16 protein-coding genes are annotated in these 24,792 nt (G+C 64.7%); 5 read left to right on the top strand and 11 right to left on the bottom strand.

All coding sequences use genetic code 11. The features are described from left to right. Positions 1-252: hypothetical protein (locus PSV05_RS09520; protein WP_300064431.1), on the top strand; the 252-nt coding region annotated here is incomplete at its 5' end. A gap of 20 nt (positions 253-272) precedes the next feature. Further along, positions 273-542, top strand: coding sequence for a hypothetical protein (locus tag PSV05_RS09515; protein WP_300064429.1), 270 nt, complete (start codon positions 273-275; stop codon positions 540-542). Positions 543-916: 374 nt separating this feature from the next. On the opposite strand, the gene PSV05_RS09510 is transcribed toward PSV05_RS09515, so the two are convergent. The 11 genes from PSV05_RS09510 to PSV05_RS09460 all read right to left on the bottom strand — a co-directional run bounded on the left by PSV05_RS09510 (position 917) and on the right by PSV05_RS09460 (position 20,820). Further along, positions 917-2,095, bottom strand: a complete 1,179-nt coding sequence (locus tag PSV05_RS09510; RefSeq protein WP_300064427.1) for an acetate/propionate family kinase — start codon at positions 2,093-2,095, stop codon at positions 917-919. 16 nt (positions 2,096-2,111) lie between these two features. Continuing rightward, the gene (locus PSV05_RS09505; RefSeq protein WP_300064425.1) at positions 2,112-3,044 is read right to left on the bottom strand and encodes a bifunctional enoyl-CoA hydratase/phosphate acetyltransferase; all 933 of its coding nucleotides are present in this window, start codon (positions 3,042-3,044) and stop codon (positions 2,112-2,114) included. A gap of 19 nt (positions 3,045-3,063) precedes the next feature. Continuing rightward, a complete protein-coding gene (locus PSV05_RS09500) occupies positions 3,064-11,724 on the bottom strand; it encodes a glycoside hydrolase family 94 protein (RefSeq protein ID WP_300064423.1) in 8,661 nt (2,886 codons plus the stop codon). After that, positions 11,724-11,885, bottom strand: a complete 162-nt coding sequence (locus PSV05_RS09495) for a hypothetical protein (protein ID WP_300064421.1) — start codon at positions 11,883-11,885, stop codon at positions 11,724-11,726. Before PSV05_RS09495 ends, PSV05_RS09500 begins: the two co-directional genes overlap by 1 nt. A 217-nt stretch (positions 11,886-12,102) precedes the next feature. Further along, complete coding sequence (locus PSV05_RS09490) at positions 12,103-12,516, bottom strand: hypothetical protein (protein ID WP_300064419.1); 414 nt, start codon at positions 12,514-12,516, stop codon at positions 12,103-12,105. Positions 12,517-12,604: 88 nt separating this feature from the next. Continuing rightward, positions 12,605-13,315, bottom strand: coding sequence for an ABC transporter ATP-binding protein (locus PSV05_RS09485; RefSeq protein WP_300064417.1), 711 nt, complete (start codon positions 13,313-13,315; stop codon positions 12,605-12,607). 1 nt (position 13,316) lies between these two features. Continuing rightward, on the bottom strand, positions 13,317-14,519 hold the full coding sequence (locus PSV05_RS09480) for an ABC transporter permease (RefSeq protein WP_300064415.1): 1,203 nt from the start codon (positions 14,517-14,519) through the stop codon (positions 13,317-13,319). Continuing rightward, positions 14,516-15,691 (bottom strand): efflux RND transporter periplasmic adaptor subunit, encoded by a 1,176-nt coding sequence (locus PSV05_RS09475; RefSeq protein WP_300064413.1) that lies wholly within the window; start codon positions 15,689-15,691, stop codon positions 14,516-14,518. The genes PSV05_RS09480 and PSV05_RS09475 overlap by 4 nt, the downstream gene beginning before the upstream one ends. Continuing rightward, positions 15,678-16,295: a TetR/AcrR family transcriptional regulator gene (locus tag PSV05_RS09470; RefSeq protein WP_300064411.1), complete on the bottom strand. Its 618-nt coding sequence runs from the start codon at positions 16,293-16,295 to the stop codon at positions 15,678-15,680. Before PSV05_RS09470 ends, PSV05_RS09475 begins: the two co-directional genes overlap by 14 nt. A gap of 119 nt (positions 16,296-16,414) precedes the next feature. Then, positions 16,415-16,804 carry a DUF302 domain-containing protein gene (locus PSV05_RS09465; protein WP_300064409.1) on the bottom strand — a complete coding sequence of 130 codons (390 nt, stop codon included), beginning with the start codon at positions 16,802-16,804 and terminating at the stop codon, positions 16,415-16,417. Between the two features lie 116 nt (positions 16,805-16,920). Beyond that, positions 16,921-20,820 carry a glycosyl hydrolase family 65 protein gene (locus tag PSV05_RS09460; protein ID WP_300064407.1) on the bottom strand — a complete coding sequence of 1,300 codons (3,900 nt, stop codon included), beginning with the start codon at positions 20,818-20,820 and terminating at the stop codon, positions 16,921-16,923. Between the two features lie 107 nt (positions 20,821-20,927). Here PSV05_RS09460 and PSV05_RS09455 point away from each other — a divergent pair, with 107 nt between their 5' ends. The 3 genes from PSV05_RS09455 to gnd are packed head-to-tail and all read left to right on the top strand — an operon-like array spanning position 20,928 to position 24,753. Continuing rightward, positions 20,928-22,322 (top strand): glucoamylase family protein, encoded by a 1,395-nt coding sequence (locus tag PSV05_RS09455; RefSeq protein WP_300064405.1) that lies wholly within the window; start codon positions 20,928-20,930, stop codon positions 22,320-22,322. Beyond that, positions 22,322-23,812 (top strand): mercuric reductase, encoded by a 1,491-nt coding sequence (locus PSV05_RS09450; protein ID WP_300064403.1) that lies wholly within the window; start codon positions 22,322-22,324, stop codon positions 23,810-23,812. The genes PSV05_RS09455 and PSV05_RS09450 overlap by 1 nt, the downstream gene beginning before the upstream one ends. Beyond that, positions 23,809-24,753, top strand: a complete 945-nt coding sequence (gene gnd, locus PSV05_RS09445; protein ID WP_300064401.1) for a phosphogluconate dehydrogenase (NAD(+)-dependent, decarboxylating) — start codon at positions 23,809-23,811, stop codon at positions 24,751-24,753. Before PSV05_RS09450 ends, gnd begins: the two co-directional genes overlap by 4 nt. The last annotated feature ends 39 nt before the right edge of the window (positions 24,754-24,792 follow it).

The raw sequence follows: 24,792 nt of genomic DNA, 5'->3' as shown, positions 1-24,792 counted from the left end.
GCGGAAAACAGCGCATTCAGCTCTGCGCCGGGCGTAGCCCGGCGTGGGCTTGTCTTATTTACCCACAAGTCACAAATAAAAGGGGACGCCACCTCCCAGATTGCCCCCAAACCTGAACGAATCTCACGCCTCCGTGATACGCTCGATCCCGCGACGGATGCGCTGCACGGCTTAGGCCCCGGTGCCGTTATCCCGGTCAAGGTGCCATTGCAGCCGCTGGTACCCCGTCGCCTCGCTGGGGCGCTGCTGTGAGTCGCCGTGACCCTCAGGGGTTGGGACATGACCCCACCATCCTGCGCACGCTGCTGACGGCTTATCGCGGCTACCTGCCCCACCTCGAAGCCATGCGCCGCGAATCCAGCGAGGTTGCGGAGCTATTGGCGATCGCCAGCCTGGTCGATGAGTTCCACGGCAAGATCCTGAACGCGCAACGTCGGCTCGATCACATCCAGTCGCAGCGGTTCACCTTCGCACGCAGGGAAGCTGTGTATCAGGCGAGCATCGAATCGGCTCAGTCGGTTCCTCTGGGGGTCTCCCCATGACCGGCCAGACCAGATCGAGTACGGGTGCAGGGCGGAGCCCTGCGAATAAGGGCCATGGATGGCCCGCTTTAGGCGACCCCGCGGCCGCAGGTGCTGGAACCGACGGAGCGCTTTGCGCGACGGGTGCGACGGCATCTGCGGCCGCGCTGGGAGCCTTAGCGGTCGGACCCGCACCCGGTGAGCTGAACAGCCTGCACATAATCATTCCTGCCGACCTGCTTTTTTGTGGCCTGCAGGGGAAGGAATTGCCGCCTACTCAATCCCAAGTTAATCTCACCCTGCCCCGGGAGTTAATCGACGTGAGAACCCCTGCACAAGCTAGACATTATGCGAAGTATAAAGTGAAGCCAATGGCCGGGCCAAGCACCCGTCGATCAGGTGTCCGTGATCATCCGTTGTGTGTGTTTGGCGATCACGGCCTCTTCGTCGGTTGGAATAATCCAGGCTGAAACGGCGCTGGACGCGGTCGTGATCCGGCTTGCACCAGTGCGGTTGGCAGCATCATCCAGTTCGATGCCGAGCCAGGCTGCGTCGCGGCAGACGCGTTCGCGCACCAGGGCGCTGTTCTCGCCAATGCCAGCGGTGAACACGATCCCATCGAGTCCACCAAGCGTCGCTGCCAGCGCACCTAGATGACGCTTGATGGAATGCACGAAGAGGTCAATTGCTTCCTTTGCACCGGGGGCATCGCTGGCTTCGAGCGTGCGCATGTCGCTTGAGATACCGGACACGCCAAGCAACCCTGACCGGTGGTAAAGCAATTCCTGTATCTGTCGATCGTTCATTTGAAGTTCTGCCATCAGGTACAGCACCACGCCCGGATCGAGCGAGCCGCAGCGTGTGCCCATCGGCAGCCCGTCCAAAGCAGTGAAACCCATCGTGGTCGCAACGCTGCTGCCGCCCTGCATCGCGCACATGCTGGCGCCGTTGCCAAGGTGCAGCACCACCACGCGGGCGGATAGTGCCGGATCGCGTAGCACCATGACCGAGGCGATGTATTCGTAGGACAGGCCGTGGAACCCGTAGCGGCGCACGCCGTGCTCGGTGATGTCGCGGGGCAGCGCGAACGCACGTTCAACTGGCGACATTGTGTGATGGAAGGCGGTGTCGAAGCAGGCGATCTGCGGCAAGCCTGGCTCAGTCTCCAGCAGCGTCCGGATCAGCGCGAGGTTGTGTGGCTGGTGCAGCGGTGCAAGCGGTATCAGCGTCTCTAGTTCACGCAGTATGTCGGCATCGACCCTGACCGGCGATGTGTAGCGCTCACCGCCATGGACCACCCGATGCCCGACCGCGCACACGCGGTGGCCCTGCATCAGCGCCGGTAGCGTCTCCAACAGGAAGGCCATGGCGTCTTCGTGGCTGAGCGATGCGCCCTCCTCCCATGCCTTCGTCTCCAGCACGTCGCCGGCGCCGTTGTTGGCGATAAAGCGCGGCGACGCGCCGAGGTCCCTGATGCTGCCGGCAAGCATGCGCTGCAACAGCTTGCTGCGTGTGTCATATACCGCAAACTTGATACTCGACGAGCCGGCATTTATGACGGCAATGGCATCCATCATTAGTCCCCCCGACTCACGAGAACATTCCCTGTTGCCGTGCGTTCGCGACCCGGACCGCCAATGCGCAGGACATCAGCCGGGTCAGCCGGCTGTCCGCGCGGCTGGTGAGGATGATCGGGATGCGTGCGCCCAGTACAAGCCCGGCGGCTTCTGCGTTGCCGAGGAAGATCAACTGCTTGGCCATCATGTTGCCTGCTTCCAGGTTCGGCATCAGCAGCACGTCGGCGTCGCCGGCAACGTCCGAGACAATGCCCTTCTCATCGGCGGCAGCGCGCGAAATGGCGTTGTCGAAGGCCAGCGGGCCGTCGATAAGCGCACCTTCGATCTGCCCGCGCTGTGCCATCTTCGACAGGCAGGCAGCATCGATCGTGGACGGCATGTCCGGGTTCACCGTCTCTACGGCAGCCACGACCGCGACCTTCGCGATCGCATCCGTACCGTTCAACGCCTTGAACAGATAAACAGCGTTGCGCACGATGTCGGCCTTTTCCACAAGCGTGGGTGTCAGGTTGATGACGCCGTCGGTGATGAAGAACGGCTTGTGGTACGCCGCATCGATGAACGCATAGACGTGGCTCATCCGGCGTTCGGTGCGCAGCGACCTGGCGGCGATGACGGCAGCAAGCAGCTCGTCCGTATGCAGTGAGCCTTTCATCAGCGCCTGCACTTCACCTTGCACCGCCAACGCGCAGGCGTGTTCGGCGGCGGCATGGCTATGCTCTACGTCGTGCAGCGGCCAGCCTCGGATGTCGACGCCGGCCTCGTCGGCGGCCTCGCGGATGCGCACTTCAGGGCCTACCAGCACGGGCTCGATCAGGCCTTCGGTGGCTGCATCGAAGGCGGATTCGATGGCGTTCGCCTTGACCGGATGCACGATCGCGGTGCGCAGCGCCGGCATCGATTTGCAGGCATCCAGCAATTCGCGAGGGGTGGGAAGTTGAGTCATGAACCTGTTCCTTGGGGATTCAGGAATGTTTCCTGGGCCATTGGATGTCGACGCGGTGGCTCGAGGCATCGTCCAGCAACCGGAATTGCAATCCAGTCTGTGCGATGTCGTCAACTTGCAGCGTGGCTTCGGCGCCGTCGTGCTGACGGATATCGATGATGTAAACGCTGTCGCCGAAACGGTACTGCATGCGGTACTGCGACCACTCGAACGGGATCCGCGGCGCCAGTGCGAGCATGTCGCCGTGGCGATGCAGGCCAAGCAGCGATTCGGTCAGCAGCCGGTACATCCAGCCGGCCGATCCGGTGTACCAGGTCCAGCCGCCGCGCCCGATGTGTGGCGGAACCGCATACACGTCGGCGGCGAGCACGTAGGGTTCGACCTTGTAGCGGGCCACGCCCTCGGCGTCTTTGGCGTGGTGGATCGGGTTGATCATGCGCGCCAGTTCCCATGCGCGTTCGCCGTCGCCGAGCTCCGCGAATGCCATTGCCGCCCAGACCGCGGCATGGGTGTACTGGCCACCGTTCTCGCGCACGCCGGGGACGTAGCCGCGGATGTAGCCGGGGTCGATGTCGGTGGCATCGAATGGTGGATCCAGCAATTGGATCAGGCCGGCGTCGCGACGCACCAGGTGTTCGTCCAATGACAACATAGCCTGGCGCGCACGCACCTCACCGGCGGCACCGGACAGTACCGACCAGCTTTGCGAGATTGAATCGATCTTGCAGTCGCCGCTGTGATCCGAACCCAACGGCGTGCCGTCGTCGAACCAGGCGCGTCGATACCAGGCGCCATCCCACGCATGCCGTTCCAGGTCCTCGCGCAGTTGCGTGGCGCGTTCCTGGCAGCGCTCGGCAAACAGCAGGTCTCCGCGCTCTCGGGCGAGCGGCTGGAACCTGTTGAGCACGTCATAGAGGAAGAAGCCCAGCCACACGCTTTCGCCGCGACCACCCTCGCCCACGCGGTTCATGCCGTCATTCCAGTCGCCGGTGCCGATTAGCGGCAGGCCGCGCTCGCCGAAAAGATCCAACCCGCGCTGCAGTGCGCGCACGCAGTGCTGGTAGAGCGATTCGTGCAGGCCCGAGCGCGATGGCAGGTCGTAATACGACTCCTCGTCGGGGTTCACGCGGCGGCCTTCGATGTATGCCACCCGCTCGTTGAGAACGTCGCGGTCGCCGGTGGCGTCTACGTAGCGGCAGGTGGCCAGGGGCAGCCACAGGTAATCATCGGAACAGCGGGTGCGCACGCCGCGGTCGAGCGGAGGATGCCACCAGTGCTGCACGTCGCCGTCAACGAATTGATGCTCTGCGCAGAGCAGCAGGTGGCGACGCGCGAGCTCGGGCTTGGCGTGCAGGATTGCCATGGTGTCCTGCAGCTGGTCGCGGAATCCGAACGCACCGCCGGACTGGTAGTAGCCGCTACGCGCGAAATACCGGCACCCGATCGTCTGGTAGAGCAGCCAGCCGTTGACCAGAAGATCGACGGCCGGTTCTGGCGTTTCGACCTGCACCGCGCCCAGCGTGCGCAGCCAGCCGATGCGGACGTCGTCGAGCGCGTCGAGGGCGGCGTCGTGGCCGCGCGTGTCGCGCAAGGTGGCCAATGCATCGGCATGGGTAAGGCCCGCGCCGAGCCTGAACACGACATCCCGTGATTGGCCGGGCGCGAGATCCAGGGACACCTGAATCGCGGCACAGGGGTCGACGCCGGCGCCCATCCGTCCGGACAGATGTTCGCGCAGCATCGCCGCCGGTGCTCGCAGGCTGCCGTTGCGGCCAATGAACTCGCTGCGGTCGCCACTGGCGCTGCGGCGCGCGTCCTCGCCGTGCCAGCCGCCTTCGTCCACGGTTGCATCGAAGAACGCCACGCGCCCGCCAAACTCGGTGTTGTAGGCGTTATAGGCGAGCACCGCGCCGTGCGGATGTTCGGGCTCGGTCTCGGTGACCACGTGCATCTGGGTACGTGCGTGCAGGTCGCCCAAGATCCACTCAACGTACCCGGTAGCGCTGAGCCGACGCGTGCGTCCGCTGGTGTTGCGCACCCGCAGCATGCTGAACTTGACCGGCGCATCGCTTGCCACGTACACCCACAGTTCGCTGGCGATGCCGTCCTCGACGTGCTCGTAAACGCTGTATCCGAAGCCATGGCGCACGCGGTAAGCGCCCTTGCCACGGCAGGGAAGCGGCGTCGGCGACCAGACGTGCCCACTCTGCTCATCGCGCAGGTAGAACGCTTCCCCGCTGGTGTCGCAGACCGGGTCGTCGTGCCAGGGCGTCAGCCGGAACTCGTGGGCATTTTCAGACCACGTGTAGCCGGTGTTGGATTCGCTGGCCACGCAGCCGAATTGCGGATTGGCCAGCACGTTCGACCAGGGCGCCGGGGTGGCGTCGTCCTCTTGCAGGTCGATCACGTACTCGCGGCCATCGGCAGAGAAGGCACCGGTGCCGTTGCCCTCACGCAGCGGCATGGCCACTGGATCGAACGGCCATGGATCGACGCCGACGCCGGCCCCATCAGGCTGGTCGTCGTGAACCGGCAACGCCATCAGTTCGTACTGGGTGGGCTGGGGCTGCAGCGGGGGGACGATGATGTCGGGCACCTGCCTGCGCGCGACCTGCTCAGCCAGCGTGCCGCGCGCATCGCTGACGATCACGCGCGCGACCGACTGCAACAGGATCCGGTCTTCCTGCGGCAGTTGGTGTGCTGGACGCACGAAGATGCCACCCGGCCGGTCGATGACGTTGGCCTCCATGCTCGCGGTGATCAACCCCATGATCTGGTCCTGCAATTGCTGGCGGTAGCCGCCCTGCTCATCGTTCCAGATCACCAGGTCGATGGTCAGCCCCTTGAGCCGCCAATACGCGTAGGCCTGCACCATCTGGCGCACCAGTTCGATGTGCTGCGCGTCTGCAATTTGCACCAGCACGATCGGATGGTCGCCGGAAATCGCCTGTCCCCACAGCCCCGATTGCCCGCGTCGGTTCTGCAGCAGCAGTGCCTGCTCGGCCCGCAGCGCCGGATGCGCGTACACCACCAGCCCGGCGAGTCGCTCGTATAGCTGCGCATCGGCTTGCGAGGCGTTGATCTGACGCCGCACGACCTGGCTGTGCGTCCAGGCCAGGTCGAACACGCGGTCGGCAAGGCGACGGTCGCGATACTTGTCGATCAGCGTCGTGCACTCATCGCGTGCGCTGCCGATGCCGGTGACCATGTCGATGGACGCGGATGTGTACGGCGCCAGCGTGATGCGGCAGCGGATCGACACGATAGGGTCGAGTACCGAACCCTCGCTGCCCGAGAGCACACCCGCCTCGGTCATCGCGATGGGCGCGCGCGGATCGCGGCCACGGCCAACGAAGCGCGACCGGTCGGTTTCGTAAGAAATTTCCTCGATCTCTGCATCGTGCACGGCCATCAGGTGCAGCATCCATGGCGGCACCTCGTCATGCGAGCGTGCGCGCCGGGTGCACAGGATGGCCTGGCGGTCGGGTACCAGTTCGGTCTGTACGAACAGGTTGCTGAAGGCGGGATGCAGCTCGTCGGATATGGCGGGCGCCAGCACCACTTCCGCATAAGTCGTGATTTCGATGGTGCGTGGATTGCGCGTCTGGTTGGTGACGTGCAGCCGGCGTAGCTCGATGTCGTCCTCGGGTGACACCGCGATTTCCAGGTGGGTTTCGAAGCCGTGCTGCCTGCCGCGAAACTCGGCCTTGGCGTCCGAGAAAATCGCTTCGTAACCAGAGACCTCCACGCCCGTGGGCTGGTACGAGGCTGACCAGAACTCACCACTGTCCACGTCACGCAGGTAGCACCAGTTGCCCCACTGGTCGCGGGTGCAGTCCTCGCGCCAGCGCGTCAAGGCAATGTCGTGCAGCCGGCTGTAGCCGCCGCCTGCACTGGTGAGCATGGCGTGGTAGCGACCGTTGGAGAGCATCTGGATCGCCGGCCGCGGCGAGGACGCATTGCGGAAGATGCGCAACCGCGTCTCGGCGTCCTCGGACCCGATCGTGGCCCCTTCGACCTCGACCGTATTGGGGTGGAACGCGCCGGTACGCGGGATGCGCTCCTGCAGCAGTAGTACGGTCGCCTGGAACTCGGGATCGGACAGGAATCGTTGCTGCATCGGTTGGTCGTGCAGCAGGTAGTCCAGTGCGAGCAGCCCCATGCCCTGGTGGTGTGCCATGTACGAGCGCACCAGCGCGCGCGACTGGCCGTGCGGCACGCGGTTCGCGGTGTAGTCGACAGCCTCGTACATGCCATAGCGGCCGGAGAAGCCCTCCGCTGCCATCAACTGCAGGTTTCGGGTGGCCTCAGCCGGCGCCACCATCAGCGCCAGCATGCTGGCGTAGGGCGCAATCACCAGGTCCTGCGCCAGCCCACGCCGCAGCCCCAGGCCCGGCACGCCGAACGCACGGTACTGGTAGCTCATGTGCGCATCGACGGTGTTGTAGCCGGATTCGGAAATACCCCACGGCACATCGCGCTGGCGGCCGTACTCGATCTGCCGGGCCACGGAGGCCCTTGCGGTCTGATCAAGCAGCGAGCCTTCGTAGCTGGGCATCACCAGTTGCGGCATCAGGTACTCGAACATCGAGCCGCTCCACGACAGCAGCGCGGGATCGCCGTCGACGTCGGTCAGCAAGCGACCAAGCGAAAACCAGGCGTCCTGTGGAAGCTGGCCTTGGGCGATGCCGATGAAGCTGCACAGGCGCGCCTCGGAGGCCAACAGGTCGTAGAAGCCCGGATCAGGGCGATGCTCATCCACGTTGTAGCCGATGGTGAGCAGATGGCGGCTGCGGTCGTACAGGAAGCCCAGATCCATCTGCGCGCACTGCCCGGCAACGTGGGCCAGGCGCTCCAGTTCGATGATGCGTGCCATGGCCTGCGCCCGTATGTCTTCGGACGCATCGCGGGTGAGCTGGCGCAGCGTCGGCAACGGTAGGGTCGCCATTGCGGCAGGCAGCCACGCCAGCGCCGCCTGCCCCGCGTGCAATTGCATGAGCAGCTTGTGGCCCCAGTACGCCGCTTCACCGAAAGCTTCAGTAGCAGTGCCAGCCGGCGCGTTGCCTTTCGTCAGCGGGGTCGCCAGTGCCAGCAGTTCGTCCAGTGCCGCCGCTGCCGCGCCACAGGTCTCGGGCGGCGACAGAAGCAGTGCTTCGAGCCGGCCGCGCATGGTCTCCAACTCGCCTGGCTCACCAGCTTCCCTGCATGCCGCCAAGGTGTCGTGCAAGCCCTGCCAGGTCGCAGGCGCCAGCACAGTGCCATCCGGCTGCGCCAGCAGGCCTTGGCGAAGCGTCAGCAGGTGGCCTGAGAGGTTTCCGCTGTCGACCGTGGACACATACAGCGGCGGTAGCGGTTGCAGCGTCTGGGTGTCGTACCAGTTGTAGAAATGCCCGCGATGTCGCGGCAGCTGTTCCAGCGTCCCCAGCGCGTTGGCGACGCGCTCGACGACGCCATCGGGCTGCAGGTAGCCGAAGTCCTGCGCCGACAGGTTGGCCAGCAGTGACAGGCCGATGTTGGTCGGAGACGTTCGATGCGCCACCAGCAGCGACGGCAGTTCCTGGATGTTGTCGGGCGGCAGCCAGTGGTCAGCGGAGGTGACGAAGTCCTCGAAGAATGCCCAGGTCTGGCGGGACAACCGGCCGAGGAACGCACTCTGCTGGGCCGAAAGCACGTCCAGCCGCGGAGGGCGTGGTCGCCCGGTCCACCACGCCAGCCATGGCGAGAGTGCCCACAGCATGAGCAAGGGCGCGGCCACGGCCAACGTGCCCGGCTGCAGGCGGCCCAGGGCAAACGCCACTGCCAGCGCGAACAGCGGTGCCACCCACATCGAGCGCAGCGACGCCCACAGGCCGGCGCCAAGCACTTTCTCGACTTCACTGGATGGACTCCACTGCAGCATCCGCCGACGCGAAACCAGCATCCGCCACAAGGTCCGGACAATCGCGTCGAGGCTGTAGAACGCTTCGTAGGGCAGCAAGGCAGCGGCCAGGGTGATCCTCGCCAGGTCGCGCCCAGCGGCACGCGCGTGATGCAGCAGGTGCGCGCGCCATGGAAGTTCGTGCGGCTTGTCCAGCAGTGACGTCGCCGCCGCCAGCAGCGGTGCCACCAGCAGCGTCGTGAGCAGCCACAGCGTCCAGCCCAGCGCGTGCGGCGCATGCAGCCAGCCGATCACGAACAGTGCCGTGGTCGCCACCGCGACAACGCTGCGGCGCAGGTTGTCGAGCAGCTTGCCGCGCGAGAGCATTGACAGCGGATTGCGCTGCATGCGGCCCCCGCCGCGCGGCACCCATGGCAACAGCCAAGGCAGCAGCTGCCAATCACCGCGGATCCAGCGGTGGCGGCGCTTCACGTCCAAGGCATAGCGACCCGGATAGTCCTCGTACAACTGCACGTCACTGACCAGTCCGGCGCGGGCGTAGCAGCCTTCCAGCAGGTCATGGCTGAGGATCTGGTTGTCAGGGAAGCGACCGGCCAACGTCCGTTCGAACGCAGCGACCTCGTAGATGCCCTTGCCGACGAACGAGCCTTCGCCGAAAAGGTCCTGGTACACATCGGAAACGGTGCGCGTGTAGGGGTCAATGCCCGGCTCGCTGCCATACAGGCGCGCGTACCAGGTCCGTGGGCCACCGCCCATGCTCGCGCCCACGCGCGGCTGCAGGATGCCGTAACCACCCGAGACCACGCGTCGCGCCGGATCCATCCGTGCATGGTTCAAGGGGTGCGCCAGCGTGCCGACAAGCTCGCTTGCAGCGTCGCGCGGCAGGCGCGTGTCTGTGTCCAGGGTGATTACGTAGCGCACGCCCTGCAGGGCCTCAGGGTTGCCGACGATGCATGAGAACGCCTCCGCGCTGCCGTCGTGCAGTAGCGTATTGAGTGCGGCGAGCTTGCCGCGTTTGCGCTCGTGCCCCATCCAGCGGCGTTCGCGCGGATTCCAGGTGCGCGGACGGTGCAGCAGGAAGAACTGGTCGTGGTTGCCGGCGTGGCGCGCGTTCAGCGCCTCGATGCCACGCCAGGCTTCAGCAAGCACATCAGCATCGGTGGCAAGCGTCTCCTGGTCGGCGTCGAGGAAGTCGGTCAGTAGCGCGAAGCGCAGGTTGTCGTCGCGGTTGGCAAGGAACCGGACCTCGAGCGCGTCAACCAGCGCGTGCACGCCGTCGATGTCACCGATCATGGTCGGCACCACCACCAGCGTGCGCGCATCGGAAGGAATGCCTGCGGAGAAATCGAGCCGCGGCAGGGCCCGCGGATAGACCATGATGGTGGCGAACCAGTTGACCAGCACCACGCCCAGTTCGCTGAAGGCGATCACGGCCAGGATCCCCACCACCCAGAGCAGGTTGCGTTGGTCCAGGATGGCGCGGGCATCGTCCATCAGCCCCGCAGTGAAGAAGGCCACGATCGCCGCGATCGGCACGATGTAGGCCAGCAACGGCGTTCGCGCCGGTGCCGAGCGCAGCGCGACCAGCGGTTGCGCACGCATGCCGAGGGACCGCTCCAGTTGCGGCAAGCCGGCATCGATCAGGTAATAGCCGACGTGGGTGAGGAACTCCTCGCCCTCGCCTTTTGAATCACCCGCCTGGGCCAGCGCCAGCGCCGCTGCTGCCACCTCGATCTCGTCGCGCTTGCCGCGTCTTGCGATCCGTTCAACCACGTGGCGATAGCGGTCGCGGGTGGCGAAATCCATGCGCGCGTAGGTGCCATCGGGGTCTTGGCGCAGCGTGGCTTCCACCACGCTCATTGATTCGACGAAATCGCGCCAGTCGGTCATCGCCAGCAGTCGCAGGCTGCCGATGCTGTTGCTGATCGAGACCTGCTCGGCCGCCTGTTGACGACTTTCCTTCTGCACCAGCTGGGCAGTCCCCAGTTCATGGTCGGCCAGCCACTGCTCGATCCAGTGCAACGCCACGCTCAGCGAGGAACCCTGCCCTTGCAGGCGGCGAACGAGTTCGGCGACGAACGCGCCGCTGAGCGGCGGCTGCGCGCGCGCCATGTCGGCGATCACCAGCACTACGTTCTTTGGATCGGATTCGGTTATTTCGGCGAAGCGGTCGCCCCATTGCTCGGCAAGATCACGATCAATGCGGCCGTCGATCACCTGTGCGCTGACCCGGCGCAGGTTCTCGATCAGTGCCAGCCGCAGCATGATCGGGATTGCCCAAAGTTCACCCAGGGTAAGCGGCGTCAACGACTGGTAGGCGGCAATGTAGCGACCGAAGGTGTCGAGGTCGACGCGGCCGTCACCGTGCGAAATCGCGTTGAGCGCGATGTCGTACACGCGTGGCAGCTGGTCTGAAGCGCCACCCTCCAGGCGCGGCAGTTCGCGGCTGTAGCCCTTGGGCAAGTGGCGGCGCGCGATCTGTACCTGCTCTTCGATCAAGTAGAGGTTGTCGAGCAGCCAGTCGCCGGCCGGCGTGAGCCGCCGCTTGGCCTGCGCGGCATCGCCGAGCAGCCGACTCGCGCGCCTGATCACTGCTTGGTTGGCGCTCAGCCGTGCCAACAGCATGTCGGCGCTGCTGTTCGTACTCACGCGATGCGACATCGCCAGCACGCGACCATGCCGTTCCATCTGGTCCGCGCTGAGCAGTTGCGCGCGCAGTGGGAGTTCCCGTGGTTCGGCCGGCTTCCTGCTGCGCGCCGCCCGGCGCGCGAGCCACCGCTTGGACGTGTTGCCCTTGCGCATCAGTTGCCTAGCTCCACCGCGACGTGATGCACGCCGCCGTCATCGACCAGCGGAACCAGGCACGTAGCGACCTCGGGCTTCCGCCCGTGCAGTCCCATTTGCCCGGCGCTGAACAACAGCGCACGCAACGGCGGCTCGGCCGGCGTCGCAGGCGCCCCCACCGCCCTTCGCCAGCGCCAAATGCGTCTCCGCAAGCGCTGCCACCGACCCAACAATGTCCAAGCACTAGGCATTTCGGCAGCAGTATTTCAGAAACCGGATGATAGGAATGTCGCGAGCGTTGATAGCGCCACTCTCTGCCAGAAAGCTCGAGCATATGACTATGTGCGCGGCGCCATCGAGCCTGATGTTCATGCGGCGCCCCGCGGTATCTATCGATTACCCGTTGCCGAGACGGCGTTGCTGGAGCCGCCAGGCACCGATGGCTGCGATCACGATCCAGACCGTACTTCGCAGGGTCATGGCGATGAGCGTGCGTTGCGCGTAGGCACCGCCGAAGGCCACGTGCACGGCAAACGCCGCAAATACGGCGAGCGTTGCCACGGCGATGACGATGGCCAATGGCACTGCCCAGCGGTGTTGCAGCCAGAGGCCTGCACCGGCAATGACGTAGGCGAAGCCGGCGATGAAATTGAACCAGAGCACGAACGGGACATACTCACCGGCAGCAGCGCGGGAGGTCTCGCTGCCGAATAGCACCGTGCCGCCTTCCTTGATGGTCATAGCGCCAAACCCGATGGCGATCAGGGAAATCATCCAAACCCAGAAATCACGAGTCCTGCGCGTTTTCATGATCTGTCCTTCCTTCAGATTCGACGTGGTCATGTGTGATCGGTTTCGAAACAACTGGCAGTCCAGAGCTTCGGCTTCGGAACGAAGTTCAATTGAACGCCCTGCCCTCGCCGGCCTCCTCATGGGTCACGCCGTCGCGGATGTGGTACATGCGCCTGAACGTGGGGATGATTTTCTCGTCGTGGGTGACGACGATGATGGCGGTCTGGAATCTGCGCGCCATATCGTTGAGGATGCGGATCACCGCCAACGCACGTTCGCCGTCCAATGGTGCAGTGGGCTCGTCGGCGAGGATGACCGGAGGACGGTTCACCAGGCCGCGGGCGATTGCCACGCGTTGCTGTTCGCCGCCCGAGAGCTGCGCCGGCATGGCGGCAGCGCGATGCGCGACATCCAGCGCCTGCAGCATTTCCATCGCCGATGCCCGCGCTTTGGCATTCGGCACGCCGGCCAGCATCGGCAGCAGGGCGACGTTGTCGGTGGCATCCAGGAACGGGATCAAGTACGCGGACTGGAACACGAAGCCAATCTTGTCGCGGCGCAGTGCGCGCAGGTCGCGGATCTTCCAGCCGTTGTCATAGATCACCTCGTCGCCAAGGATCATGCGCCCCGCGGTCGGCTCGATCACCGCGCCGAGGCACTTGAGCAGGGTGCTCTTGCCTGAACCCGACGGGCCGATCAGGCCGATTACCTCGCCGGGCGCGACCTGCATATCGACGTGCTTGAGCGCATCGACCGCGGTGTCGCCGGTGCCATAACGCTTGCTCAGGCCTTCGATGCGGATGCCCTTGCCCGTCATCTCAGCCCCCGATCGCTTCGGCCGGATCGACTTTGAGCGCAGCACGGATCGCGACCAGGCTGGCGAGCACGCAAATGAGCATCACCGCGACAAAACCGGTGACAGCATCCTGCGGTTCAAGCAGGACGTACTTGGGGAAGTTCGGCGCCCAGAACGTGGCCGATATCTTGCCAACCACGAAACCGATCAGCCCGAGGCCGAGCGCCTGCTGCATGATCATCCCGGCGATGGTGCGGTTGCGTGTGCCGATGAGCTTGAGCACCGCGATCTCGCGGATCTTGCCGAGGGTCAGCGTATAGATGATGAAGGCGACGATGGCGGCGCTGACGATCGCCAGGATCACCAGGAACATGCCGATCTGCCGCGCCGAGGTGGCGATCAGCTTGCCGATCAGGATCTGTTCCATCTGCGGTCGGGTGTAGGCGGTGACGCGCTTCCAGCGCTGGATCGATGCGGCGACGTCGTCGGCCGATTGCCCGGACTTGACCTGGACCAGCACGGCATTGACGGAGTGGTTGTCGCTTTGAGAGGCGATCACCGCGTCGAGCAGTCCCGGCACGCCGGGACGGTTGAAGGCAGGATTCTCCGTCGTGCGTCGGCGGTTCTGAAGAATCGTGTCGTTGTCCTTGAGGAACTGCGCGTCCTGCGCGTCCTTGAGCGGAATGAACACCATTGGATCGCCGCTGGACGACACCATGCGTCGAGTCAGGCCAACCACGGTGTAGAGGTTGCGGCGGATGCGGATGCGGTCGTCCAGCCGGAAGCCGGTGGCGATGTCGGCAACGGCTTCGTAATGGCTGCGGGTAATCTGCCGCCCGGCGACGAGATATGGCGGCCAACCGGGCGTACCCGCCGCACCAGGGGCGATGCCGACCACCATCGTGCGCACGTCGCGCTCGTCCTTGCGGACCTGCATGGTCAGGTAGGTCACGTTGGCCGCGCGCGCGACCCCTGGCATGGCGAGGATGCCGCGGTAGAGATCGTCATAGAGGCTCGAGGATTCAGCGTAAGGACCGAGGGTGTCGCGTTGCACTACCCACAGATCCGCGCCGCTGTTGTCGAGCAGCGCCTTGCCGTCGGCCACCATGCCCCGATAGACGCCGGCCATGGTCAGGGTCACGCCGATCAGCAGCCCGAGGCCAATGCCGGTGAACAGGAACTTGCCCCATCCATGCAGGATGTCGCGCGCGGCGAGGTTGATCATTTCGCTACACCGCGGATGGACTCCACGACGTGGATACGGCTACGTGGCCCGAGTGCCTTTTCGCTGTATTCCACGACCTGGTCACCCGCCTTGAGCCCGGCTGCGACCTGCACGCGACCATCGAGGTCGGCCAAGCCAATTTCGACGGGAGTGAAGCGCAGCTTGTTGCCGTCCACGACTTGCCATACGCCGAGCTGCCCATCGCGGCGCACGACTGCGGCGTTGGGAATCACTGGTGCGGCCGGAAGTGCCGGCAGGGCGACGCTGACCTCGGCCAGTTCACCCACCGGTGGCAACGGTGCCGGAGGTGAGGTGAAGCTCACCTTGGCACGGGTTTCCTCGGTTACCGCGTCCGCCAAGGGCTCAACCCGTAGTACCTTGCCGTCCATGGGTCGATCACTGCGCGAGCGCAGGACGATGCGTGCCAGCTGCCCCGCCGCCAGTCCGGTAGCGCCGGCCTGATCGAAACGTACGTCAATCCAAAGGCTGTGCGGATCGATGATTTCCACCACGGCCTGGCCGGCAACTACTGTAGTGCCAGGATCGACGTCGCGTACCACCACCAAGCCATCGGTCGGTGCCACCAGTTGCAGGCTGGTCCGCTGCGCGATCGTGGCCTCGCGGTCTGCGCGACTCCGCGTGAACTCCTCGCGTGCAGCGGAGAGTCCGGCATCGGCGACCTGCAACTCCTGCCGTTTGCTTGCCACGACTTCCTCGCTGACCATTCGCGATGGCAGCAGTTGTTCGTAGCGGTGAAGCTGCGTACGGGCAAAGGCCTGGCGCGCTTGGGCTTCACGCACCATCGCGTCGGCACGCCGGAGCGAGGCTTCCTGCGCGCGAATGCGATCATCGAGATCGATGGCATCCATCTCGCCAAGCACCTGTCCCGCCGCCACCCTGTCGCCGACCTGCACGTCCAGCCGGCTCACGCGCCCGGGAAACGTGGGACCAATCCTGTGGATATAGCGCGCCTCGACGGTGCCGATACCAAACAGGTTTGGCGAGATGGCGTGCGTCTGCACGGTCGTGGTCGTCACGGCCACTGGTGACAAGGGACCGGAACGCAGGATCACGTAGGCGAACAACGCCAACAGCGGGACGAGTGCAGCCAGTAACGCCAGCGTTCGACCGCGCATGGGCAGTCGCGTGAGCAAGGATTCAAGTCGTTTCATGGCGCGCCTCGATGCCACGACAATAGATGTCGAAGACTCGCGGTGCGTCGCGGCGCATCCCGGCCACGTCACCGGCCAGCAGCGACTGCATGACCAGTCCCTGGACTGTGCCAATGAACAAGATTGCTGCTGCTTCACTATCGAGTGAAGCAGCTACCTCGCCGCTCGCCTTGCCTGCCTCCATCAACTTGTGCAGGCGCTGCTGGTAGCGCTCGATCAGCGTCTTCACCATGCGTTTGGCTGCGGTTGGTTCAGCGCGCTGCAGCTCTCCGAACATCATCCGCGGCACGCCGGGATGTTCGGTGACGAATTCAACGTGAGCCATGAACATGGCCCGCAACGCCGCCAACGGCAAGTCGATTCCTTCGGCGGCGCGTTCGATCCGGTTCAACAGGCGTTCGGCAACCCATTCCATGGTCGCCTGCCAGATCGCTTCCTTGCTGGGAAAATGCCGAAACAGGGCACCTTGAGTCAAGTGCATGTGCTTGGCGATGGCTGCAGTAGTGATTTCACTCGGATTCTGTGAAGCTGCCAGCTCGACCACTGCTCCAACCGTCACCGCACGCCGTTCTTCGGCTGGAAGATTCCTTGGACGTTGGGACATGGGCACTCTCAAAGATAGTAATCACTTACTATCTTTATCCAATATCAGAACGAATGCAAGCCTCCAAATGGCTACCGTGCTGACGTAACGTTCAGGCTGGCACCCTCCCCTATGCTCAGTCAGAGCGCGTCGATAACGCGCTTGAGCCGGTCACGCACGTCCGCGGCGACGCCGGCAAGGCCGGGATTGTCGACGGCCTGCATCGAGGCCACGGGATCGACGGCCGCAACTTCCACATCGCCGTTGTCGAGTGCCTGAACGATGACATTGCACGGCAACATCGTGCCGATCCTGGCTTCGACCTGTAGCGCCTGCCAGGCCATCTCCGGGTTGCAGGCCCCGAGGATGCGGTAGTCGCGGAAGTCCTTGTCGAGCTTCTTCTTCATCGTGGCCTTGACATCGATGTCGGTCAGGATGCCGAAGCCCTCTTGCTTCAAGGCGTCAGTCGCACGCGCGATGGCGTCATCGAAACTCGTGTCGGACAGTGTTTTTGCAAAATAATATTTCATGGTCTTGCTGATCCTTCTGCGATGGAGCGTTGATGTGAACATCCGTTCGTCCGGCTTCACCGTTTCGTGACATTCCGCTGGCCAGGCAAGTCGAAAAGCCACGTCGACCTGCTGCCTTACTTGCCGAGCTCCACCGCAACGTGATGTACGCCGCCGTCATCGACCAGCGGAATCAGGCACGGAGCGACCTCGAGCTGCTTGCCGTCCAGCTCACAGCGCGCGATGCCGCTGCAGGCGCGATGCGGATTGGTGACTTCTATCCGGTAGCGGCTGCCGCCATAGCGGTAGTCGATCGAGAACCCTGGCCAGTCGCGCGGAATGCATGGCTCAAGCCGCAGCCGGTCGCCCTCCAGGTTGAACCCGAGGATAGCCTCGAGACCAGCCCGGTATAGCCACGCGCCGGAGCCGGTGTACCAGGTCCAGCCGCCGCGGCCGACGTGGGGATCGACTGAATAGACATCGGCCGCCGCGACGTAGGGTTCGACCTTGTAGCGCGCCACCGCGTCCGCCGTGGCTGAATGGTGAATCGGGTTGATCAGCGCGAACAGGCCTTCGGCGCGGTCACCGTCACCCAGTTTGGCGAAGGCGAATATCGACCACTGTGCACCGTGCGTGTACTGGCCGCCGTTCTCGCGCAGGCCAGCTGGATACGCCTTGACATAACCGGGATCTAGCGCGGTGTGCTGCAGCGGCGGTGTGAACAGCAACGCGAGTTTTTCATCGCGCAGGATGAGCTGGCGGTCGACCTGTTCCATCGCGGATTTCGCGTGCGCCGGGTCGCCGCCACCGGCGATGACGCTCCACGACTGTGCGATGGCATCGATCCGGCATTCCTCGCTTTCGTGCGAGCCCAATGGCGTGCCGTCGTCGTAATAGCCGCGGCGATACCACTCACCGTCCCAGCCGCCGACGTCGAGGCCGGCGCGCACGCTCTTGGCCACCTGCTCCCAACGGCGCGCGCGTTCGTCCTCGCCCCGCGCCTTCGCGCAGGGTGCGAAAGCTTCGATCGTCGCGCACAGGAACCAGCCCAGCCAGATGCTCTCGCCCTTGCCCTGCTCGCCGACGCGGTTCATGCCGTCGTTCCAGTCGCCGGTACCGAACAGTGGCAGGTCATGCACACCCAGTGACAGGCTGGCGTCGATCGCGCGCGCGCAGTGCTCGTACAGGCTGGCGTCGGTGGTGGATGTGGTTGGGCGGTAGTACGCCTCGTGCGCGCCAGGCTCCAAATGCGGCCCCTCGATGAAAGGCTGGCGGGTGTCGAGCACGGCGGTGTCGCCGGTGACTTGCATGTAATGGCAGGCGACATAAGGCAGCCACAGACGGTCGTCGGTCATGTGCGTGCGGATGCCGTCCCCGCCCGGCGGCAACCACCAGTGCTGCACGTCGCCCTCTGCGAACTGGCGACCAGCCGCGCGTAGCAACTGCGCGCGTGTTTCGTCCGGACGCGCGATGCAGGTGGCCATCACGTCCTGCAGCTGGTCGCGGAAACCGTAAGCACCACTGGCTTGGTAATAGGCGGTGCGTGCCCACACTCGGCAGCACAGAGCCTGGTAGAGCAGCCAGCGGTTGAGTAGCAGATCCATCGCACGGTTGGGCGTGCGCACCTGCACCGTTCCGAGGATGTCGTCCCACTGTTGCTTCACCGCATGCAGCACGGCGTCGAGGTCGGCATCGCGGTAGCGTTGCAACAGTTCGCGCGCCGAATCCGCATCGTTCGCATCGCCGAGCAGCAGCACGATCTCGTCTTCGCCGCCCGCGGGCAGTTCAACGTGGGCCTGCAGCGCACCGCAGGGATCGAGTCCGACACCGGTGCGGCCGGCAAGCGGCTCGCCGTTTCGCAGCGCTGCGGGAGCAGACAGGTCGCCGTGGCGGCCTATGAAACCCGTGCGGTCACCATCGTGCGACTGCTGGCGACCGCGCAGGTCGATGAACGCCACGCGTTCGCCGAACTCACTGCGCCACCGGTTGCGCGCGAACAGTGCGCCAGTGTCGGCATCAAGCGAGGTGTCGACAAACGGCGTGGTGCTGGTGCCGTTCGGACCGAGTGCCCATTGCACGAAGGCTGTCACCGACAGCTTGCGTACTCGCCCCGAAAGGTTGCGAATCCGCAGGCGTGAGATCTTCACACCGTCGGCAATAGGCACGTACTGCAACAGGTCGAGTTCGATCCCGAGCGCCTGGTGCTGGAAGCGGGTGTAGCCGTGGCCATGACGCACGATGTACTTACCGTTGTCGCCAGCCATGCACGGCAGCGCGGTCGCAGTGCACAGGTGCCCGTCCTGCTCATCGCGCACGTACAGCACGTCCTGCGGCGGGTCTGAGACCGGATCGTTGGCCCAGGGCGTGATGGGGTTGCGCTGGCTGTTCTGGGACCAGACATAGCCGCCGCCGGCCTCGGTGGCGGTGAAGCCGAAATCGGGGTTGGCAACGACATTGGCCCACGGCATCGGCGGCAGCACACCATTGCGGATCACGGTCACGTACTCGCGCCCGTCGTCGGCAAAACCACCGTGGCCATTGAAGAATTCGAGGCTGCTCTCGACTGTGTCGCCCGGCAGTGGATCGGTCGGCTTCGGTTGGGTAGGCTCGGCACGCGCGGCTGCAGTTGGAATTCCGCCGTCCGCCGCAGGAGTCAACAGTGCGTCCACCTGTGCGCCCAGTGAACCATTGCGCTGGTCGATGACCACTGCAGCGGCAGTCGCCAGCCCGGCCTGTAGTACTTCTGCAGTCCCGTCGGTAGCCAGCGCGAACACGTTCGGCTTGCCGCCAGGCGGCGAAAACTGCGCGGCATGCGCGTCGATGCGGGCCTTCAGCGTTTCGATGGAGGCGCCCGTGTCAGCGATGACGACGAGATCGGCGTCAACGCCGTGGGCGTGCCAGAACGCGCTGGCGCGCAGCAGCTCGTCGACGAGATCGAGTCCGGCGTCGTCATCGATGCGCAGCAGTGCGATCGGGTGATCGCCGGAAATGCCTCCGGCCCAGAGCGTGGGCGCACCGCCAGTCCCCTGCCGTCGCGCCAAGGGCTCTGCCCGCATGGACGAATCGGGATACAGCAACGCGGCTGCGAGCCGTTGGAAGCGCTCGGCTTGCACCGCGTCGATGCCCAGCGTCAACAATGTCTCACCGGCGCGCTTCGAAGCGCTCAACGACGCGCGCTCGAAGCCTTCGCTGCCTCCAAACTGCCCGGCAAGCGCCAGCGCCTCTTCGCGGGATGCCGCAGCCACTGTCCACAAGCGCAGCGTCACGGTCTCGCCGGCTGCGATGCGCACCCGACGGCGCAGGCAAAAGACCGGGTCGAGTACCGTGCCCACGATGCCTGACAGGTCGTCCGTGGCAAGCGCTGCGGGCGCACGTTGGTTGCCTCCACGTCCAATGAAGCGCGCACGATCGGTTTCCCACTGCGGCGCTTCGCCGTTTCCGTCATCAACCTCCAACCACTGGGCGACGCAGGCGGACGGGTCGCCGGGCGAGCGCACCCGGCGTGATGCGAACAGCAACTGCCGATCCGCCAACCACTCGGTACGTACGAACATCTTCGAAAACGCAGGATGCGCTGCGTCACTCGCCTGCGGCGCGAGTACCAGTTCTGCGTAGCTGGTCACCTCGATGGTGTGCGCGCCGCTGCCATTGTTATGCAGGCGGATACGGCGCACTTCGGCATCGCCCTCCCCGGCCACCACGATGTCCAGCTCGGTCGAGATGTCGCCATCACGGCGATGGATCACCGCACGGTCGGGCGTGAATTCCACTGCATAGTCGTCCGCGGCAGTCGCGGTTGGCTGCAGGCCTGCAGACCAGGTCGCGCCGTCGTCCATGTCCCGCAGGTACAGCCATGCGCCGTGATCATCGAGGGTTGAATCTGCCTGCCAGCGGGTGATCGCGCAGTCCTTCCAATGGCTGTAGCCGGCACCCGCGGCGGTCAGCATGACGCTGTAATTCCCGTTGGACATTAGCTGCAGCCGAGGAGCTGTGCCGACAAGAGGACCGGACGGATTGGCGGATGCGTGATCGGACATGGAACTTCCACTCTGCTCGGGCGACTGCACTTTATGGCACCTCACCGGTAATGGGCGTGTAAACGTCATGACTTGCTAACAGCGCCGAATCTAAACTTGCGGATAAGGTGACAATTACCAACCACAACAGCGCCTCAGGGCGACTTGCAGATGATGCCAGCGCAGCTGCAGCAGCGCAGGACGTGCCATGCGAGCCGATTGTGTCCGACGACGCGCTGCTTGATCGTTACCAGCGCGCAGCCTTCGAGTATTTCCTGCACAACCGCAATCCATTAAACGGCCTGCACGCGGACACCTCGCGACCTGGTTCGCCGGTGAGTATTGCTGTCGTTGGATTCGCGCTATCCGCCTACCCGGTGGCGGTCGAACGAGGCTGGATTTCACGCGAGCAGGCCATCGCGCACTGCACCATGGCGCTGCATTTCTTCCGCGACAGCAACCAGGACGGCAGCCCCGAGGCGACCGGCTTCAAGGGCTTCTACTTCCATTTTCTCGATCCGGGTGCCGGCACGCGCGTGTGGCGCTGCGAACTGTCGATGATCGATACCGCGCTGCTGATCGCCGGCGCGCTGATGGCCAGCGAGTATTTCAGTGCCGACAACGCCGCTGAAACCGAACTGCGCGCCGTCGTCGACCTGCTGTATCGCCGTATCGACTGGCGTTGGGCGCAGGACGGCAAGGGCACGATAATGCAGGGCTGGAAGCCCGAATGCGGCTTCCTGCACTACGGCTGGGAAGGCTATAGCGAAGCGATCGTTTTGTATGTGCTGGCGATGGGCTCGCCGACCCACCCGATCAGCCACGCCTGTTATCACGACTGGACCTACACCTACCAGTGGGAAAATATCTACGGATACGATTTCCTGTACGCCGGTCCGCTGTTCATCCACCTGTTCTCGCACGCGTGGATCGACTTTCGCGGCATCCGCGACGGTTTCATGCGTGAGAAGCAATGCGACTATTTCGAAAACAGCCGCCGTGCGGTGCACGTGCAGCGTGCCTACGCCTGCATCAATCCTGGCGGTCACGCCGGTTATGGGGAGGACTGCTGGGGCTTCAGCGCCTGTGAAGGCCCCACTGACGAGGTGCGCGAGGTCGACGCCGAGCCACGCAACCTGTTCGGTTATGCAGCCCGCGGCGTGCCATACGGCCCGGATGACGGCACCCTGTCGCCGTCGGCGGTGCTGGCCTGCATGCCGTTCGAGCCGGAGCTCGCAAGGATCGCAATCCGCACCATGTCCAGCAGATATCCCGAAATCCTTACGGACGACTGCTTTACAAGCGGATTCAATGCCGACCTGCGTGATGCCCACGGCAGCGCATGGGTGTCGCCGGGCCTGTTCGGCCTGGATCAGGGCATCATCGTGATGATGCTGGAGAACCACAGAAGCGGCCTGCCCTGGCGGCTGATGCGCAGCTGCGGTTGGATTGTCGACGGGCTGCGCCGTTCCGGTTTCGATGGCGGCTGGCTGGATGCCGCGCACGGACTGGGGGACACCTGATGCCTCGCCGTGACCCGGGTTCCGGGACCATCGTCGATCCTGCGGTACGCGCGGAGCTGAAGGCCAACGTACACCCGGCGGAGTGGCGCAATCCCATCCGTGCGGATCGCTATGGACTGGTCGTGATCGGCGCAGGCCCAGCGGGTCTCACCGCCGCCATGCAAGCCGCAGCATCGGGCATCCGCGTCGCTTTGGTCGAGCGCGACCTGATAGGCGGCGATGCCCTCAACTACGGCAGCGTGGCATCGAAGGCACTGATCCGCAGTGCGCGTACATATGCCGAGATGCGCGATGCGCGCCGTTACGGCGCCGCCGTGCCGGCGCGCATCGATGTCGATTTCCACGCCACAATGGAACGCGTGCTGCGGCTGCGCGCACGCCTGAGCAGGACGACTTCCCCACGCATGCTGCGCGAAGCCGGCGTCGATCTTTTTTTCGGCCACGCCGAGTTCCGCGCCCCCGACCGGCTGGAGCTCGATGGCGATCCGCTATGGTTCGACAAGGTGCTCATCGCGACTGGCGCCGAGCCCGATGTGCCCGACATCCCGGGGCTGAAAGATGTGGGCTACTTCACCAACGAGACCATCTTCGGCATCAGGCATTTGCCCGCGCGACTGCTGGTCATCGGCGGCGGCCCACTGGGCTGCGAGCTGGCGCAGGTCTACAGCCGCTTCGGCAGTCGCGTGGTGATCGTGCAGGACATGCCGCTATTCCTGCCGCACGAGGAGCGCGATGCGGCGCAGATCCTGTCGGTGGCGTTCGCGCGCGACGGGATCGAGGTGCGGCTGAATACCAACGTGACCGCGCTGCGGCGGGTCGGCGGCGACATCCATGCCGACCTGCGCAGCGACGACTACATTTCGGCGATCACGGCAGACGCCGTGCTGGTGGGCACGGGCCGGATACCACGGATCGACGATCTGGGCCTGGATGCCGCGGGCATCCGCCACGATTTGGTCCGCGGCGTCCACGTCGACGATTACCTGTGTACATCCAATCCCATGGTCTACGCAGCCGGTGATGCCTGCATGGAGCACCGCTATGTCTCCGTCGCTGCGACCACCGCATGCATGGCGGTGGCCAACGCGTTGCACGGTGGACGGCAAAGGCTCGACGAACTCGTGATCCCGTGGTGCACCTACACCGATCCGGAGATCGCACACGTTGGCCTGTATGTGCGCGAGGCGATGCGCCGCGACATCCCGATCTCGACGGTCACAGTACCGCTGCACGAAGTTGATCGCGCCGTGCTCGACAGCGATGACATCGGTTTCATCAAGCTCCACGTCGCCGACGGCTCCGACCAGATCCTGGGCGCGACCATCGTGTCGCGTGACGCGGGCGAACTGATCAGCCAGGTGACCCAGGCGATGGTGGCGGGGATCGGCATGCGCACCCTGTCGCAGGTCATCTACCCCTACCCCACCCAGTCGTCCGCCATCGGCGAGGCTGCGCGTACCTGGCGCAAACAGCACCCGGAGGCGAAATGACATCACGCAAACCACACACAACAAGGAGGTGTTCCATGCAACTGGGCATGATTGGCTTGGGCAAGATGGGCGCGAATATGGCGCAGCGCCTGCTCCGCGACGGCCACCATGTGGTCGGCTTCGATCCAAAGCCGGAAGCGCGCGCGACCACGGAAAAATTCGGCGCGCAATCCGCCGCGACGCTGGAAGAACTGGTTGGAAAGCTCACGGCGCCACGCGCGATCTGGATGATGGTGCCGGCCGGCGACATCACCGGTGGAACCGTTGATGCGCTGCTGAAGCTGCTCGCAAGCGGCGACACGATCATCGACGGCGGCAACTCCAACTACAAGGACACGCTGGCCCGCGCAAAGGCCGCTGATGGCAAAGGCGTGAACTACGTCGACTGCGGCACCAGCGGCGGCGTCTGGGGGCTGGCCGAGGGTTACAGCATGATGATCGGCGGTGCGAAGGATGCCGTCGAGCGACTCAATCCGGTGTTCGAGTCACTCGCGCCGGCCAAGGACCAGGGCTGGGGCCATGTCGGCCCGGTCGGTTCCGGGCACTTCACCAAGATGGTCCACAACGGCATCGAGTACGGGCTGATGCAGGCCTATGCCGAAGGATTCTCGATCCTCGGGCACAAGCAGGATTTCAATCTCGACCTGCACCAGGTTGCGGAAATCTGGCGCTACGGCAGTGTGGTCCGCTCATGGTTGCTGGATCTGACCGCAGACGCGCTTGAGAAGAATCCGAAGCTGGACGGGATCGCGCCGTTCGTGCCGGATTCCGGCGAAGGTCGCTGGACGGTGGCCGAGGCGATCGACCTCGACGTAGCCGCGCCTGTGATCACCCAGGCGTTGATTGAGCGCTTGCGCTCGCGCGACGCCGATTCGTTCACCGACAAGTTGCTGTCGGCGATGCGAAACGAATTCGGCGGGCATGCGATGAAAAAGGAGTAACGGGCACTACACGGCGCGATGGTTGAATCTTGCCCAGCA

This window comes from Thermomonas sp. (genome assembly GCF_029945965.1).
In the GTDB taxonomy this organism is placed as follows: Bacteria; Pseudomonadota; Gammaproteobacteria; order Xanthomonadales; family Xanthomonadaceae; genus Thermomonas.
This window is presented reverse-complemented; position numbering and strand designations above follow the sequence as displayed.

What these genes read in the sequence shown, in the direction of transcription:
- PSV05_RS09450 (WP_300064403.1), top strand. Translation starts at nt 22,322, where the DNA reads ATGCCTCGCCGTGACCCGGGTTCCGGGACCATCGTCGATCCTGCGGTA.
- PSV05_RS09465 (WP_300064409.1), bottom strand. Translation starts at nt 16,804, where the DNA reads ATGAAATATTATTTTGCAAAAACACTGTCCGACACGAGTTTCGATGAC.
- PSV05_RS09490 (WP_300064419.1), bottom strand. Translation starts at nt 12,516, where the DNA reads ATGAAAACGCGCAGGACTCGTGATTTCTGGGTTTGGATGATTTCCCTG.
- PSV05_RS09500 (WP_300064423.1), bottom strand. Translation starts at nt 11,724, where the DNA reads ATGCGCAAGGGCAACACGTCCAAGCGGTGGCTCGCGCGCCGGGCGGCG.
- PSV05_RS09475 (WP_300064413.1), bottom strand. Translation starts at nt 15,691, where the DNA reads ATGAAACGACTTGAATCCTTGCTCACGCGACTGCCCATGCGCGGTCGA.
- gnd (WP_300064401.1), top strand. Translation starts at nt 23,809, where the DNA reads ATGACATCACGCAAACCACACACAACAAGGAGGTGTTCCATGCAACTG.
- PSV05_RS09510 (WP_300064427.1), bottom strand. Translation starts at nt 2,095, where the DNA reads ATGGATGCCATTGCCGTCATAAATGCCGGCTCGTCGAGTATCAAGTTT.
- PSV05_RS09505 (WP_300064425.1), bottom strand. Translation starts at nt 3,044, where the DNA reads ATGACTCAACTTCCCACCCCTCGCGAATTGCTGGATGCCTGCAAATCG.
- PSV05_RS09460 (WP_300064407.1), bottom strand. Translation starts at nt 20,820, where the DNA reads ATGTCCGATCACGCATCCGCCAATCCGTCCGGTCCTCTTGTCGGCACA.
- PSV05_RS09485 (WP_300064417.1), bottom strand. Translation starts at nt 13,315, where the DNA reads ATGACGGGCAAGGGCATCCGCATCGAAGGCCTGAGCAAGCGTTATGGC.
- PSV05_RS09470 (WP_300064411.1), bottom strand. Translation starts at nt 16,295, where the DNA reads ATGTCCCAACGTCCAAGGAATCTTCCAGCCGAAGAACGGCGTGCGGTG.
- PSV05_RS09480 (WP_300064415.1), bottom strand. Translation starts at nt 14,519, where the DNA reads ATGATCAACCTCGCCGCGCGCGACATCCTGCATGGATGGGGCAAGTTC.